Consider the following 15,623-nt stretch of genomic DNA (forward strand, 5'->3'; position numbering starts at 1 on the left):
GTAATGCCTCGCTTGCCCTTGTCCTTCGCACTCAAAGTTAGAATTTTGCGATGATATTGGCACGCTCAATGTTGCTCAACATCAAGATGAAATCCTGAGCGTCAACTTTTAACGTGATCATATCGCCATTAACTGCTACTAAGTCGCCTTTAAAATTACGGCGACCTTCTTGCGGAAGTTTAGTACGCAAACGTACTTCCTCTCCCACTGCTGCTTCATAGTGAGCTTGTTTGAATAATGGTCTGTCAACACCAGGAGAAGATACTTCCAAACTATATTCGTTCGTAATCGGGTCTTCGACATCTAAAATTGCACTAACTTGACGACTCACTTCCGCACAGTCATCTACATTAATGCCGTTTTCATGATCGATATATACACGAAGTGTAGAATGACGACCAGCTTGCACAAACTCAAGACCGAGTAATTCAAAGCCACACGCAGCAACTGCAGGCTCCAACATTTCAGTCAAATCTTGCTCGAGTTTTGACACAGAACTCCTCCATACAAACAAAAAAAGGGCCTAAAGCCCCAAATCATAGCTGCTTGATCTTGGGCTCAGAATACACCTTGCGCCAGATACAACAACGCCCCGAACCAAGCGGGGCGTCACACGAATAACAAACTGTGTGGCCAAAGGCCGTGCTTGGTTTGCGAGCTATCTCAGCCAAATTAATCATCAACTTAAACAAAAAAGCCGATGCTTAAACGCAAAACGCGCATTACAAGGAATGCGCGAAATCAAAGAACTCAATCTTTAACTTGGTTGCGGGAGCCGGATTTGAACCGACGACCTTCGGGTTATGAGCCCGACGAGCTACCAGGCTGCTCCATCCCGCGCCAACACATAAAATTGTTTTACTTCTACTTTTCAAAGAAGTGGTAACCGGATTTGAACCGACGACCTTCGGCACTTTACCAAATCAAGCACCCGACCATCTATCGAGCCACTCCATTCTACACCGAAACATAAAATTGTTTTACTTCTACTTTTCAAAGAAGTGACATCTCAAAAATGTCATTTGAATGAGCGATGTATTGCCCATGCTTAAAGCCAATTATACTGAAAAACGAAAGTTTCAGTCCGATTGACTAAATATGCTGCGTATTATAAAGACAGTATGCCTAGATAGCAACCTTGATTTAGAACTATCTTCTGACGTTTCAGCTCATTGCTGAGATGTAATCAGGTATTTTACTTTTCACATACAATACCGTGACACCAAACTCATCGGTCCAGTTTCGTCTCCTTCCATTTTCTGTAACAAAAAAGAAATATTTGATCCATAATTGGGGACAGAAAAATCACGAAAGAAAGGAAAACCAAATGAGAACGGTTATAAAATCAAGCAAATTGACAGCGCTGTCTATATTTAGCTTTGAAGCGTTTGCAGCGCAATGTGAATCGGCAGGACCACAAACACCGAGAGATATTGATAGTTTGCAGGGTCACAACAAACGGGTTTTTGCTATGGCTCCACCAAAAGAAAAACTCAACCTATGTAACATCCACTTTCATAAAAATGCGGAACATAAAGCCAAAGACTTCTCTGTCGTTTCCAATGACCCGAAGTATGGTGGATTCCAATGTAATGCAACTGCAAGCCTCACCCCTGCGGAGCTTGCTCCTGTAGAAGATAAAGTATGTAACAACGTTAAGCCCGGCGATACAATTGAAGTACACTGGGTTCATAGCTCTTGTGATGTAAAACCAGGCCCGACACTCGGTGCTTGCTTAAATGACAGCTGCGCCAACCCTGATCTACGCGTCGAAACTCAGGTGTTTTTAGTGGTTAATGATGAAAATGCGCAAGACTTCACTGAGCTCGATTATCAAGGCCAAGTTGGCGGCTACCATCAAGCAGGTGCTCTACCAAGCAATACCGGCACACCAGTTGAGTTTTTAGGTTCAACCACAGGACCTAGCTATAACAACCAACAGTGCTCACCTTTACAGGTAAGCTGGAGTGTACGCCCAAGCTGTGCCAAAGTTGATATAAATAGTCTCGCGCGTTGGTGTAAAGACAATGATTTTGAAGAGGACCATGCGCATGGCATTCGTAAACTCGTGACAGATCCACAGTTACTTTCACCAATTAAGCACTAATATTTTTAAATGAACGTGGGCCGTTGCTCAATATCGGCCTACTTTAGCTAGGTCCAGCATATTGAAATTCAATTAATTATTGCAATGTAAGAAAAATCTCACAAAAAATATTAAAAAGTCTCGCATTTAAAAAAAACAGCTATACTCAGACTTAGGCTATTTGTTTTTGAGCAAAGGATCCGCTCTTCATCAGTTTGAAGAGGCGTCTATGAGCATTACTCCCTATCAATATCAACTTTTAACTCAAACGCTTGCGAGTATTCGTCCGAATTTCCATGGCTTTTGCACTTCTTGGTACAACCAAATTCAACATTACGATTTGCGCATGCAAATTCCAACAAATGTGGGACAACTCATAATCTGGGAGCATCAAATATTTGATTTTGTGCAAAATTGTGTGATGCGTATCCCACAGCAGTCAAACTTATTACATTATCTGCAAAAACAACGCGGTACGCTGTTATTTATGGGAACGTCAGAAAAAGATATCAGTGTCTTGTTGTTTACCTTTACAGCAACGCTAAAAAGTCATCTTGGCAGGCATTTTACCACAGCAGCAAAAAACGCTTGGAACAAAGCACTGTTACTCATCGAAAATATGCTGCGCTTTGAATTATTCAAGAAAACGAATATCGTTGGTCTACAGGAGTTCAAAAGAGCGCAGCAACAAGCAAACTAACTTGAGCAGCTAAACGAAGAGACAACGGCAGCCACTAAACATTACTCTAAGATCAAAGTCATGCAGAGCTTACAAAACCAAACTCTGCGTGACTTCTGGCCCCTAGCTATTTAGACTTTCACAAAATCTTTATATAGGAAGTGATAAAATGCTAAGAGCGATTGCCTTTGCGTCTACTATGGTCGTTTCACTTACCGCATGCGATATGCTGGAAGACTCTAAAGCCCAAATCGAGGCACAATATTTATCTGAACATCAAGAGCTACAACAAGTGGTTGAGCAGATCCGTGATAAAGGGATCGAGTCCGTGCAAGCATCAGCAGAGGCAGGTAGTGTTGCAGCTTGCGTTGCAAATAATCTAGATGCCGATCCGATGGGCGCGCTTATTGCGGTTGAAGGCGCATTGCAAGACAGTGCAAATTTAAGCGACCTACTCAACTCTATTTCTCGCCTAAGCCAACAGGAAATTTCCATCGAACAATTTCCTGATTTGCTTCAGCAAGGTGCTGATACAGTTAGATATTTAAGAACTTTGCTCGAGCAGTATGATTTGGCGGAGCTAAAACAGCAAGCGAGCAACTTACTTGAGCGAGGCCAAACCAAAACACAAGACGTTGGTGCTCACTTGCGTACACTTATAGAATCTTGCCGAACTAACTGAGCAGTTTAGCTGATTGTTACGTATAGAGTCTTATTCGTTCATGACTGTTAAGAATAAACGTGAAAGTAGGACTCTATTTATTTGAAAACGACTGCCGCCTTAGTGATAATCCCGCACTTACAACGCTGGCGCCTCAAGTCGACACACTCATCTGCATTTATCTACCCACCGTAAACCTATGGACGGCTCGCAAAGCGCAGTGCTCACCTTCTTTTGCTGTCGAATGTTATCGCAATCAGACGCTCAATGCCTTACATCAATCACTAGTTTCACAACAACAGAAGCTGTATCTGTTGCGTGACACAGCTCAGCTCAAAGCACTGACTGAGATTATTCATACACAGCAGGTAACTCATATCGGTCGCACTGTTCATCCAGGATTCGATGAACAAAAGCTTTGGTTAAAATTACAAGATAATTTCCCACACATTCAATATATTAGTGCTTATTCAAACACCCTTTTTGAGCCAAACTCACTACCAATCAGCGTCAGTGAACTACCACAGAGCTTTACGCCATTTCGCAAAGTTGTAGAGGAAATTGAACCTAATTCACCTATTGCAACCGCGAAGCTTCCACCAAGACCGAATCGGATATCAGAGTTAGCTGAATTTAAAGCAAACTCTTCATACAGTATCAAAGTAGCCGCCGGTGAAGCGCAAGCTCAACAGCAGCTACAACAATACTTCCAAACGGATGCGGCTCTCACATACAAAGAAACCCGAAACGCCTTGTTCGGTGAGTATTTTTCCACTCGGTTTAGTCCTATACTTGCCTATGGCGCTATCAGTCCTAGACAGATCAAGCAAGCACTTACTCAATTTGAGCAGCAAAGAGGCGCAAATGAATCAACCTATTGGATTTGGTTTGAACTGTTGTGGCGTGAGTATTTTTATTGGTATGCGCTCAAACATCAACACAGGCTATTTTGCTTTTCAGGCGTCAAAGCCAAAACACCAAAAACCAGTTTCTATCCAGAGCGCTTTTTAAAGTGGTGCCAAGGCCGAACGCCCAGCGCACTGGTTAATGCTATTATGCACGAATTGACTAAAACCGGCTGGATTTCCAACAGAGCGAGACAAATAGCAGCGAGCTACTGTGTTAATGAGCTACAGCTAGATTGGCGCTATGGTGCCGCTTTTTTTGAGCAACATCTTATCGATTACGACGTCGCGGCAAATTGGGGAAATTGGCAGTATATTGCGGGTGTTGGGGCAGATCCTCGTGGCGGTCGCCATTTCAATATCACAAAGCAACAAGCACTATTTGACCCAGATGGTGAATATATAAAATTATGGCAAGGAGAAGCCACTCCACAACTCGACAGCCAAGATCATGTTGGTTGGCCTTTGGAGGATAACTAATGGCACAACAAAAACCTCAATATAAAGGCCTCAGATTAATTCTTGGCGACCAACTCAATGCCAAACATAGTTGGTTTGCTGACGATAAAGCAAAGTATCTTTATCTGATAGCAGAACTCAAACAAGAGACCGACTACACCAAACATCACATACAAAAAGTGTGTGCTTTCTTCAAAGCTATGGAGAATTTTGCCGTTGCGCTGGATAAAGCTGGATTCCATGTGCTACATCTCACCCTCGATGAGACTCAGGACTATTCGGATCTCCCCGCTTTAATTGCGCATTTATGTGATAAATATCAGGTGTCTAGTTTTGACTATCAAAGACCGGATGAATATCGCTTACTGAAGCAAATGATGGAATTAACACTCGACCAGTTACAGGTTCGCTGCTTTGACACTGAGCATTTTTTAGTCCCTTATGAAGAGCTGGATGACTACTTAACGCCAGGAAAACACACTACAATGGAGTTTTTCTATCGCAAGCTCAGACGCCGTTTTAATGTATTAATGGATGACGGCGAGCCGCTTGGCAAGCAATGGAATTTCGATAGTCAAAACCGTAACAAGCTTAAGTCAAAAGACATCGACGCTATCCCACATCCGCTTTGTTTTGCCAACGATGTTAGTGACATTTTAAAGCGGATTAAGCGGCATAAAGTAAAGACCATTGGCAACAGCGGAGAATCATTGCTATGGCCGACTACCCGTGCGCAAGCTCAAGATCTTTTGACCTTTTTCTGTGAACACCTATTGCCTTCGTTCGGTCAATTTCAAGATGCAATGACCTGTAAAAGTGACGATAAATGGACACTGTATCACTCACGACTCTCTTTTGCCCTCAACGCAAAAATGCTTCACCCCAAACACGTTATCGACAGTGCTATCGCAGCATACCAAGACAACTCACAAATTGATATTGCACAAATTGAGGGGTTTGTAAGGCAAATATTAGGCTGGCGAGAGTATATCCGAGCTGTTTACTGGCTCAATATGCCAGACTACCGCCATAAAAATTACTTGCTTGCCCAGCGTAATCTACCAAGCTATTTTTGGCATGGAAAAACGAAGATGCGCTGCCTCAGTGAAGCCATCAACCAAAGCCTGGATTACGCCTACGCTCACCATATTCAACGATTAATGGTCACGGGAAACTTTTGTCTGTTGACCGGAATTCACCCAGATCAAGTGGATGAATGGTATTTAGGTATATACATCGACGCCATTGAATGGGTAGAAATGCCGAACACCAGAGGCATGACACAATTTGCTGATCACGGCATAGTAGCAACCAAACCCTACGCTGCAAGCGGTAACTACATGCAAAAAATGAGTGATTATTGTCAGCATTGTCACTACGACGTCAAGCAAAAATCGAGTGATGATGCCTGCCCACTAAACAGCCTCTATTGGCATTTTATGCACCGCCATGAGGATAAGTTTGCCAATAACTACCGGATTGGCATGATCTATCGAAATTGGCAAAAACAAGATGAGAAAACACGGCAGGAAGTGCTCACAAGGGCACAATGGTGCTTAGATAACATTGAGCAACTTTAGGCTACGCTCGGACGTAGCCTAAACATTAAAAGAGGCGCCAACGCCTTTTTTTGGTTTTTACTTTGTGAACCCAGTTCACCTCAATAGTGGTCACTGCTAGCACATCTCGAGACTGCTTTGAGATAAGCTCATAGCTCAAACTCTCATCAGAGCTAAAGTCTAACTCATATTTAAAAGTATCCGCTTTGGCCCAACACTGGAGGATCTTTTTCGACAAACTCTCTCGAATGCAATAGTCACCTTCAGTTGGTGCATTTACCGTTACTTTGACGTCCGCATAGCAAGTCCTCCCCTGGTTCAGGGCAACACACTTGCTCGGTACAGCATGAAGTATTCCCACTGAGTTCGTTTCTTCGGCGCGGAGCTGGTGGCTCCACAAGACCCCTAGAAACAACACTGTCCATGTGATTAATTTAGAATACATATTTCACCCCAGTAAAGAATACTCTGGCGTGGCGAGAGCGAACTAAGGGGCTATCTAACGTATCTTGAGAACCAACTAACCATGATGCGCCTGCGCTAAACACCCAATCTTCTGCAATTGGATAATTTAGTTGCATTTGTACGAACGCCGAGGCCGAAGCACCGGGTTTATAGGGAGTCAAATAGTCATTGACTTCATCCTCTGAAACACCATAGAAGTAATTATGAAAATTACTAGAATAATAGTTAGCGCCAAAGTTAAGCCATAAATCCCAGTTCCTCAATTCAAAGTTACGTGTCGCTTCGAGGTGAAAAACCCAACCGTTTGTGTCACCAAAAACATCGTAGACTATTTCAGCAACGGCAAGAAATTCACCGACATGGCGATAATAGGAAAAGCCTAAAGAATTATCTTGATCGCGTTTACGAATGCCTCTTAGCTCAGGTACCACATCGTCGGTATCGTAGTAACCACGTTCAGAAAAAGGCAACATATAACTGCCATAAATGGCATCAATTCCCCATTCACCATTGTTGATAATTTGGTAACCAACATCCGAGCCACCAAAGAAATCTCCTGAGTGGGTATTCAAGTAAAAACTTTTATATTCTATTTTTGCATCGACTAGAAAAGTACCATGTTTGAATGTCGAGTCCGTGCCAATCAAAGCAGGCATTGTCATATCAACGTAAAAGGCACCAACACTCAGCTGCCAAGCAAACTCGTCATCAAGCTCGTCACTTTGTTCTTCGCAAATTCCATAAAACGGTAACAATAAACTGATTATTATAAGTAGTTTTTTCATAGTTCCATTCGTTTAGCGCAGGTGTGCCTAAATTCTCCCCGAGATCATACCTGACCCATTTGTGACCAACAAGCATCTTCTCTAATTTTTAACCCAAACATAATTTAACTTTATTTTAATAAATATTTCACATAAATTATTTTAAATAGCGCACTTTACTTTAAGCAGAAAAATTCGCGTTCACATAAATTAAAATCAATAGAGGCAATTCATGAAAAAATATTTACTCCCTTTGGCGCTAGTAGTTGCTGCTGGTCAAAGCCACGCATTTAGTCAAGAAACACATAAGCGTATCGTAATCGACGCTGTGAACTACATGGCGCAAAACCCGACAACAACACAATATGCAAAGCTACAAGCCTACGCACAAGCTAACGGTATGTCTGTATCTGCGCTTGCCAACTTACTAGGCCAAGCGGCTTATGACGTCGATGATTTTGAAGATACGTTTTTTTGTGGTGCCATTACGGGTGACTGTGTACAGGCACCTCTTTGGGGTGCTGCTGAAAGCATCGTGAAATACACCAGTTACTGGCACTTCCAAAACCATACTCAAGGAGCTGATACTCACGGCAATGACTTCGGTGGTTATAACTATCAAAAGTTAACCGTGTGGGGCTCTGTTGATACGATGGCGGCGACTTGGCTAAAAGGCGATTATTTAGACGATGGTCATGGCGGCGAAACTGGATGGTTTAGTGCTGATGACACTGAATACGATAGTTATGGGATAACAGAAAAGCACTATCGTATTGATAGTCACTCAACGTACAGCATGTATGATGACTTTGAGGAAATGCCTTTTCAACCGATTGACAACTTAGGTCAGTATTGGTACCAAAGTTATGTGCAAAGCGGGAACCCACAAGTACTCGGTTTTGTATTTCACACCACGGATTTACTTCAACCACACCATACTTGGACAACATCAGATCTGAATCATGCTGGCTGGGAGTCTTGGGTGAAAGACTATTATGATCAAGAATCATTAAATGACTTTACTTTGGTCAAGCAAGCAATGAATAGTTTTAGTGCAGTTGATACTAACTCAACAGACATCCGCCCACTACTAACGCAAGGTGGCGCTTTCTCCTACTCACAAGGTGGTATCGTATTGAACTCTGAGGATCATTACGATCGCGTAAATACAGGAAAACAAGTGATCCCACATGCGATAGCGATGGTGGTTCATTTACTTAATCACGCGATGGACGTGAGATAATGCGATTTGTTTTACTTTTCTTGGTAAGCAGTTTTTGCTTACCAAGCTTTGCATCACCAAGTATACCTAAAGCCCTGACGCCTTTGGTTCACCAACTCTACCTTGAGCAAGGCCGAACACTATCTAAAAAGCAAACTACAGCGCAGTTACTTGAAAACCAGTTCTTACTATTCCAAGCGAAGCAACTTAATCCAAGTGTTTTGGAGCGCCAATCTAACGTTGGTTTCAGCACCCAATATCACGTCGATAAGTTTCTCGCAAGCTCACTCTTACATTGGTTCCCGGCACTTTCTCAGCTTGAAAAAAAACACTACCCTTTGGTATTTGATAAGGATCAGATGCTGTCTTTACTAGGACAGTACCCCGCTGATGGGCAATACCCTGCTGAGCAATTACTCAAATGGCAACAGCTGCAACTTACAAAATCAGCGCCACTGACACTTGCTCAAGTATTACATAGCCAATCAATGCAAAACCGCTTTAAACTTCACCAGGGAGAACTCGCGTTACTGCAAGCTATTGTCAATCAACATCTCAATCAACAGGCGCTATTTACCGCCGCAAAACCTTATGTTGCTAAGCAAGGCCTGACAATAGAACAGTTACGACAAGTGGTAACCGCAGAACTATTGAGGCCGAGCATGTTGGCATTTCTTGGTGTTAAGGAAGAGATGCATGGTGCAACGAGCCAGTATGTTGATACCCTGAGAAGTGAAATTCCAGAAAGTGCTATCGCGAAGTATTATGAGCGTCATAAGAAAAGGTTTAAATACATCAAGCAAGTCAGTGCGAGCGCAGCGAAATTTCCCGAACAAAAAGCCGCACAGCAATTTAATGAATATGCAAATGCACACTCATGGCAACAAGCCGTCGCTAAATATACCCCGATATTAATATGGCAGGCCCAACTCACTCCGCTGACGCGCCAAAGCACGCCGAAATGGGAAACACAGCTGGCGTTTAGTAATCAACAAGGCAAGATAACACCTAGTATTCGCACGCCAAGTGGCGAATGGCTGGTATTGTATAGTCAGTCACCGGTATATGATTACTACGATGTGAAAAGTGAAACAGTACGCTACCAAGCACTGCGGGCACTGACCCAAGAGTTTGCTCAGCACAAATTCGAGCAAGATTATATGGCTTGGAAAGCGGCAAACAGCGGAGCAGTAATATGAAGTATTGGCAAGCATTGATTGTCATCTTCCTTGGGGCAGTGATCGCTGTATTCACACTGCGTTTTGCCAGCATAGGTTGGCAAAACCCCACATATAATCCCCCCTCGCAGACAAAGCCCGAGCAGGAGAAAAGAACTGAAACGTTAATCAATACTTATGCTCCTATCAAACCAAATGCAGAGACCTCACCCAAAGCCGTTAAGCCAATCACGGATCCTGAATATCTGCCGCCAATAAACCAAGCAGAAAAGCAAATGGATGATTTTCAAGGGGATTTGTCGGATACCGAAGCTTACCAAGCGTATTTGGATCAAAAAGACGCCAAGCTAAAACAACAGTATATTGCGGCCGTCGATGATAAAGTAGCACAAATAGAAGTACTGCTAGCACGTGGGATTAAAGAGGAATTACCACAACAACAGTTACAAGAGGCAAGAGATAAAATCACGGCACTTAAAGACATGCAAAGTAAACTACGTACTGAATTGAGCGAACGTGATAACAAATAAAGTTAGGCAGTAGCTCCACTCGCCTAACCCCCTGCCAAAAACGAAAACAATTAACGTACCTGCAGCTGAACCTTGCCGCTAGCCACATTAGGGTTTTTCATCACCGCATTGAGGACTACATCTTGTTGTCCTCCGTGATAATAGCTAATAATTTCTTCTAGCACTTTTTTTGGAGTACTTGGATTCATGGCAAGTGCTAAGTGCGTAGCAAAGTCTCGTTTTAGACTCAAATAAGTTAGCGTGTTTGGTGCCGTCGCGGGGTTTTGTGCAACCGCAAGATCTATCACATCGCCACTTTCAGGCAGATAAGAAACCAACGCTTCAAGTTGCTGAGCTGAAGTGTGGCTGTCTTTGGCTTGATGTAACACCAAAACATGTTGATTCATGTGTAATAAGATATAAATCGCAATGCTGACAACACCTCCCCAAAGCACTAAGTGTGTATATTTGATGCTCAGAACTAAGCCATCAACATGCATATCATGACGGGCAGCATGCATTTTCAAAAAGAAATAGCTAAAAATGGCACTAAATAGAAAAACCAAGAAGCTATAAATTAGCATCGCGTTTACGCCAGTATCTTGCGAAAAGGGCGAAAATTGCACTTGGTGATGAAACTGTGCGGACATGTGAAACAACAAAGTATAAAATCCACCTGCGATGAGTAACGATAACCCACCTGATTTCAACAACAATATCAGCTTATCTTTTAGCTCCATTCTTCATCTCAACGCTATATTTTTCTTCTACCATACAAGTAACTCGGTAAAAACACTACTTAGATAAAAACTAAATACAATGATCGAGCCATTAAACAAAGATGCAATGAGAAAGTGCTGACTCGGATAACGATACCCCGTCACTTTAAATCCAAGCGCAACAACCCCGAGTACAGCAAAGAATGGGGTAAATGTAAAAATAGCTTCTCCCACTACTAATCCAACAATAACGTCATGCAATGCGCCGCTCACTATAAAAGTAAACCAATAGCCAAGTTTTCCCCCCACTTTCGCTGTACATGGACGAAATACGAAGCGCGCCAAGTAATAACTCCAGATAGGATTCCAATAAACCCAGAAGCCATCGAAAGACTGAGCGCCGAAAGCGCGCCGTAACATGTTTCCTAGTGACTGACTATGACCCAGTGGTACACCATTTCGTCTTTTTACGTATTGTCTTAGTCCTAGTTTCATTTTCTGAGGGATACCAAGTGAGGCATAACTTTACTAATAACAAATGCTTTGTATTTAGGCAAAAAAAAAAGCCGCCTGACGGCGGCGGGTTGGAAATCAATAAATTAGATTGATATTATTTGCTTTCAAGCAAGTTGCCCGAGCCAATTTCTATTTTTCTTGGCTTCAGTGCTTCTGGGATCTCACGCTCGAGGTCAATAACCAGTAAGCCGTGCGCTAAGTCTGCGCCTAATACTTTGACGTGATCACCAAGTTGGAATTTGCGCTCGAATCCACGTTCGGCGATCCCTTGATGAATAAATTTACGCTCGTTGGCTTCTTCAGTTGCTTGCTTTTGTCCCTTTACGGTCAACGTATTGTTCTCTGATTCCAGCGTTAGCTCTTGCTCGGTAAACCCTGCAACAGCCATAGTAATTTGGTACTTGTCTTTACCTAGCGCTTCGATGTTGTATGGTGGATAGCTAGGTTGTTTATCTGTTCTTGCAGCAGCATCCATCATAGAAGCTAAATGATCAAAACCGATAAATGAACGATATAATGGTGATAAATCTACTGTACGCATAATTTTGTATCCTCTTAAAGCTATACATAGGTGCTCACTCTTCAAAAAGAACCAATAAGCACTTTTAAAACAAATAGTTATTTAATTTATGAGGTCCTGTCGGCGTCCTCATAAAGCTATTTATGGTCAGCAAATTTATTTTCAAGTATTTTTTTACTTTGAGCGTTTTATATCGCTATATGGGAATTGAATATCCGTAGAGGTATCGGCGTGTAAGAGTGGTACTTAACATTTTGAAAGTTATAACAACTTCCCCTTCATTTCAATTAGCAAGTCGTAGTCAAGAAGCTACGACTTGAGCCTTCTTGCTTTCAATCGTTATCCTTGACAGTTTTCGTAGTTCGTTCTTGGGTCTACAATCGGTGGAATTTCAATATCTGAAGTCTTTTTGCAGTTTTTATCACCGCCACCGACTTTTTTAGTTTCTTTAGCTTTTAATATTCCTTCATCCGATAGATTTTTCAAATTGGATTTTTTTAGTAGTGGTTTCATATTTAACTCCTTTTTAGTGAATACACACCGTACCGATAACAAAAAACAATGTCAATAAAAGGAAATTAAAGTGTCAAAAAAAAGAAATCAACTCCACACACAGCGCTAACTCAAAGCATAATTATCCTCTGAGAAAACTCTATTTAAAATCAGTGTGTATATCTTCTCTATCTTATATAGGTCATTGAGGGATACATGTTCATTCACTTGATGAATTGAATCATTCTTTACCCCGCATTCGATCACTTGCGTTTTTCCGGTCGCAAAGAAGCGACCATCGGAGGTGCCGCCGGCAGTACTTAAACTCGGATATTGCCCCGTTGTTTCCTGGATTGCTTGTTCTACCAGCGTTAAGAAGCAGTTTTCTTGCTTCGCGCCGGTATAAAACGACTCACAAGGCCGCTCCCAACTGATCGCTAACATAGCACCGGATTTAGCCAGCGACTCTTGAATATAGTGCACAACTTCTTGGCTCTTATAGGCATGGCTGTAACGAATATTAAAGGTGATTTCACACTCTGCTGGCACTAAATTATCCACAATATTTGGTACTGTGATCCCAGTGACTTGTAGCGTGGTTTGCGATCCCGCTTCGTCTTTCCACCAAGGTAAAAGCGCGAGCTGGCTAACCAACTGGCCTGCGATGTGAGCAGCATTAATCGTTTGTTCTGGATAAGCCACATGCCCCGCTCTTCCTTTAACCTGAATACGCCCAGAAATCGCCCCACGACGACCATTTTTAACCGTATCTCCCACCACTTGGTGTGAAGTCGGTTCACCAACCAAACAAGCGTCTAGCTCGATGCCATTTTCAGCTAATCGCTCTGCAATCAATTTAGAACCGAACTCCGCTTCACCTTCCTCGTCAGAAGTAAGTAACCAGTAAAAGCTTCCTCGTAATTTTTCAGGATGCTGTAGTAATGTTTTGGTTGCAGCAAGCATTGCCGCAACGCCACCTTTCATATCTGCAGCACCGCGTCCATACATCACGCCATCAATAATCTGCGCACTAAATGGTGGCACAATCCAGCCTTTATTATTTGCAGGCACGACATCCACATGACCAGAAAAAGCAAAAGTTGGTCCTTGAGAGAAACGATAACTTGCAATCAAGTTTTTTACTCCCTGCACCTCAAACTGCTCAATAGTAAAGCCCAGCGCAGCGAGTTGCTCTGACATGAACGCGATAGTGCCTGCATCACAAGGCGTAACCGAAGGCGCTTGGATCAAACGCATTAATATCTCTGTAGCGTATGAAGTACTGAGGTTTTGATACTGTGTTGCTAGTGACATAACTAAGAATGATTTGTAGATGAAATCTAGCAATTATTTAAAGATGAAACTTTGACCACAGCATTGCAGTTTTAATGCAAATTAATGACATCGAGAAAACTTAATCTAAATCAAACTTTCAAAAATTTCTGAAATCTTACAATTTAAAAATTGATCTAGAACAGTTTTTCATTTTTTGAACCCTTTTAAGATGACTTCATTGAAAACACACTGTTTCACAGTTTAAAAATGTCCTCACATAGGGTTAGGAGAAGAAAATGAAAACTTTAAGCGCTGCACTTTTATCTACTCTGCTAGTTGCTGCTCCCTTCGCACACGCAAATTTCAGTGTTAATGTTGGTGCTATTAACGTAAACCCTGACAATTCGGCTTCTGCAATTGATCAAGATAACTCTCTTGGTCTAGTTGCTGACTCAAATACTCAGCTAGGCATCACGCTTGACTACCACTACAGCGATAACATCGTATTTGAACTGGTTGCGGCAACACCATTTTCTCACACAGTTGACGGTGCTGGTGGCTTAGCAGGAGCTGAAATCGCAGACATTAAACACTTGCCACCAACACTACTTGCACAGTATCACTTCTTTGATGCAAGCGCTAAGTTCCGTCCATTTATCGGCGCGGGTCTAAACTACACAGTATTCTTCGATGAAGAGCCAAGTGCTGCACTAAAAGCAACACTGAAGACTAACGACGTAGAAGTTGATTTGGATAGCTCTTTTGGTATTGCATTACAAATCGGCTTTAACTACGACTTAAATGAAAAATGGGGCCTGCACGGCATGATCTCTAAAATTGACATCAATACCGATGCAACAGTTTACGCTAACGGTGTAAAGGCACTGACATCTGACGTTGAGCTAGACCCTGTTGTGGCCATGTTCGGTGTGAAATATAAGTTCTAATACCTAAATGGTTTAAATCACAGATTTACTGTTACTTTCTCAATCCCCAAGGCCACAGATGTGGCCTTTATAGTTTATAGATTACTGTTTTTCTTTGCCTCTAACATGGCTTTCCAATGCATAATCTCAGGAGATAAAATAGGTACTTCATCGTTAAACCCAGCTACTTCGAGCATTTCTTCGACCGCAACTACCCCACCCTTACGCTTGAATACCCCACGTACATAAGCAATTGCATGCAGTCCACGTTTAGAATGAAAGCGCTGTTCAATGTAAAAGTATTTGTGATCCCATCCCACCACCTTAGTGGTAATGGTAAACTTTTGCAGCGGCTTGATATCGCGAATATAGGTAATCGCTGTTGCGTTAACAATTGGGAACCAGCGGCGTTTCATCACAGCTGCAAATAACCCAACTCGGTCTGTCATCCAAGTACGCGCCAAATCCATAAATGCCAGGTATCGTGAATTGGTCAAGTGCATATTGATATCGCAATCGCTTGGCAGGGCGCGGTACTCAATATCTATCGGAGACAAAATGGAATCTGCCGTTTGTTTATTCTGTCTTATTCTCCAAAACAGCAGCAGTAAACGAAAATATAAATTCATAACAATGGTCTTACCAGTTAATAATTTTTCGATTCTAGCATAGCAATTCATATTCTAAA

18 protein-coding genes and 1 tRNA gene are annotated in these 15,623 nt (G+C 42.3%); 9 read left to right on the forward strand and 10 right to left on the reverse strand.

All coding sequences use genetic code 11. The annotated features are described in order from the left end of the window. Nucleotides 1-37 precede the first annotated feature (37 nt). Nucleotides 38-493: a ribosome maturation factor RimP gene (gene rimP, locus BB427_RS12465; protein WP_010370818.1), complete on the reverse strand. Its 456-nt coding sequence runs from the start codon at nucleotides 491-493 to the stop codon at nucleotides 38-40. Nucleotides 494-763: 270 nt separating this feature from the next. Continuing rightward, a tRNA-Met gene (locus BB427_RS12470) sits at nucleotides 764-840 on the reverse strand. 487 nt (nucleotides 841-1,327) lie between these two features. Between BB427_RS12470 and BB427_RS12475 the strand changes: the two genes are divergently transcribed. The 5 genes from BB427_RS12475 to BB427_RS12495 all read left to right on the forward strand — a co-directional run bounded on the left by BB427_RS12475 (nucleotide 1,328) and on the right by BB427_RS12495 (nucleotide 6,370). Next, on the forward strand, nucleotides 1,328-2,107 hold the full coding sequence (locus BB427_RS12475; protein ID WP_069020963.1) for a delta-class carbonic anhydrase: 780 nt from the start codon (nucleotides 1,328-1,330) through the stop codon (nucleotides 2,105-2,107). Between the two features lie 208 nt (nucleotides 2,108-2,315). Beyond that, nucleotides 2,316-2,786, forward strand: coding sequence for a hypothetical protein (locus tag BB427_RS12480; RefSeq protein WP_017217789.1), 471 nt, complete (start codon nucleotides 2,316-2,318; stop codon nucleotides 2,784-2,786). Between the two features lie 148 nt (nucleotides 2,787-2,934). Next, nucleotides 2,935-3,447 carry a hypothetical protein gene (locus BB427_RS12485; protein ID WP_069020964.1) on the forward strand — a complete coding sequence of 171 codons (513 nt, stop codon included), beginning with the start codon at nucleotides 2,935-2,937 and terminating at the stop codon, nucleotides 3,445-3,447. Between the two features lie 59 nt (nucleotides 3,448-3,506). Then, entirely contained in the window at nucleotides 3,507-4,811 is a 1,305-nt protein-coding gene (locus BB427_RS12490) for a DASH family cryptochrome (RefSeq protein ID WP_069020965.1), read from the forward strand. Then, on the forward strand, nucleotides 4,811-6,370 hold the full coding sequence (locus tag BB427_RS12495; protein WP_069020966.1) for a cryptochrome/photolyase family protein: 1,560 nt from the start codon (nucleotides 4,811-4,813) through the stop codon (nucleotides 6,368-6,370). The genes BB427_RS12490 and BB427_RS12495 overlap by 1 nt, the downstream gene beginning before the upstream one ends. A gap of 25 nt (nucleotides 6,371-6,395) precedes the next feature. Here the strand turns inward: BB427_RS12495 and BB427_RS12500 are convergent, their stop codons facing one another. Both BB427_RS12500 and BB427_RS12505 read right to left on the reverse strand, forming a co-directional pair. After that, complete coding sequence (locus BB427_RS12500; RefSeq protein WP_039492187.1) at nucleotides 6,396-6,794, reverse strand: DUF3019 domain-containing protein; 399 nt, start codon at nucleotides 6,792-6,794, stop codon at nucleotides 6,396-6,398. Then, a complete protein-coding gene (locus BB427_RS12505) occupies nucleotides 6,784-7,599 on the reverse strand; it encodes a MipA/OmpV family protein (protein ID WP_010370798.1) in 816 nt (271 codons plus the stop codon). Before BB427_RS12505 ends, BB427_RS12500 begins: the two co-directional genes overlap by 11 nt. A gap of 211 nt (nucleotides 7,600-7,810) precedes the next feature. Between BB427_RS12505 and BB427_RS12510 the strand changes: the two genes are divergently transcribed. Genes BB427_RS12510 through BB427_RS12520 form a run of 3 tightly spaced genes read left to right on the forward strand, consistent with a single transcriptional unit; the run spans nucleotide 7,811 to nucleotide 10,508 of the window. Continuing rightward, nucleotides 7,811-8,821, forward strand: a complete 1,011-nt coding sequence (locus BB427_RS12510; protein ID WP_010370794.1) for a phospholipase — start codon at nucleotides 7,811-7,813, stop codon at nucleotides 8,819-8,821. After that, nucleotides 8,821-9,999, forward strand: a complete 1,179-nt coding sequence (locus BB427_RS12515) for a peptidyl-prolyl cis-trans isomerase (RefSeq protein ID WP_069020967.1) — start codon at nucleotides 8,821-8,823, stop codon at nucleotides 9,997-9,999. Before BB427_RS12510 ends, BB427_RS12515 begins: the two co-directional genes overlap by 1 nt. Further along, on the forward strand, nucleotides 9,996-10,508 hold the full coding sequence (locus BB427_RS12520; RefSeq protein ID WP_069020968.1) for a hypothetical protein: 513 nt from the start codon (nucleotides 9,996-9,998) through the stop codon (nucleotides 10,506-10,508). Before BB427_RS12515 ends, BB427_RS12520 begins: the two co-directional genes overlap by 4 nt. Before the next feature lie 50 nt (nucleotides 10,509-10,558). On the opposite strand, the gene BB427_RS12525 is transcribed toward BB427_RS12520, so the two are convergent. The 5 genes from BB427_RS12525 to dapE all read right to left on the reverse strand — a co-directional run bounded on the left by BB427_RS12525 (nucleotide 10,559) and on the right by dapE (nucleotide 14,048). Continuing rightward, nucleotides 10,559-11,227, reverse strand: coding sequence for a hypothetical protein (locus tag BB427_RS12525; RefSeq protein WP_069020969.1), 669 nt, complete (start codon nucleotides 11,225-11,227; stop codon nucleotides 10,559-10,561). 27 nt (nucleotides 11,228-11,254) lie between these two features. Next, nucleotides 11,255-11,701, reverse strand: coding sequence for an acyltransferase (locus BB427_RS12530; protein ID WP_239652681.1), 447 nt, complete (start codon nucleotides 11,699-11,701; stop codon nucleotides 11,255-11,257). A 115-nt stretch (nucleotides 11,702-11,816) separates the two neighbouring features. Then, nucleotides 11,817-12,263 (reverse strand): Hsp20 family protein, encoded by a 447-nt coding sequence (locus BB427_RS12535; RefSeq protein ID WP_010607857.1) that lies wholly within the window; start codon nucleotides 12,261-12,263, stop codon nucleotides 11,817-11,819. Between the two features lie 318 nt (nucleotides 12,264-12,581). Continuing rightward, on the reverse strand, nucleotides 12,582-12,755 hold the full coding sequence (locus BB427_RS24480) for a hypothetical protein (protein ID WP_017217799.1): 174 nt from the start codon (nucleotides 12,753-12,755) through the stop codon (nucleotides 12,582-12,584). 105 nt (nucleotides 12,756-12,860) lie between these two features. Continuing rightward, nucleotides 12,861-14,048, reverse strand: coding sequence for a succinyl-diaminopimelate desuccinylase (gene dapE, locus BB427_RS12540; protein ID WP_069020970.1), 1,188 nt, complete (start codon nucleotides 14,046-14,048; stop codon nucleotides 12,861-12,863). 257 nt (nucleotides 14,049-14,305) lie between these two features. Here dapE and BB427_RS12545 point away from each other — a divergent pair, with 257 nt between their 5' ends. Next, nucleotides 14,306-14,956 (forward strand): OmpW/AlkL family protein, encoded by a 651-nt coding sequence (locus BB427_RS12545; RefSeq protein WP_039492172.1) that lies wholly within the window; start codon nucleotides 14,306-14,308, stop codon nucleotides 14,954-14,956. Between the two features lie 74 nt (nucleotides 14,957-15,030). On the opposite strand, the gene BB427_RS12550 is transcribed toward BB427_RS12545, so the two are convergent. Beyond that, the gene (locus tag BB427_RS12550; RefSeq protein WP_069020992.1) at nucleotides 15,031-15,564 is read right to left on the reverse strand and encodes an acyl-CoA thioesterase; all 534 of its coding nucleotides are present in this window, start codon (nucleotides 15,562-15,564) and stop codon (nucleotides 15,031-15,033) included. Nucleotides 15,565-15,623: the final 59 nt, after the last annotated feature.

It is taken from the genome of Pseudoalteromonas sp. BMB (genome assembly GCF_001709235.1).
In the GTDB taxonomy this organism is placed as follows: domain Bacteria; phylum Pseudomonadota; class Gammaproteobacteria; order Enterobacterales; family Alteromonadaceae; genus Pseudoalteromonas; species Pseudoalteromonas maricaloris.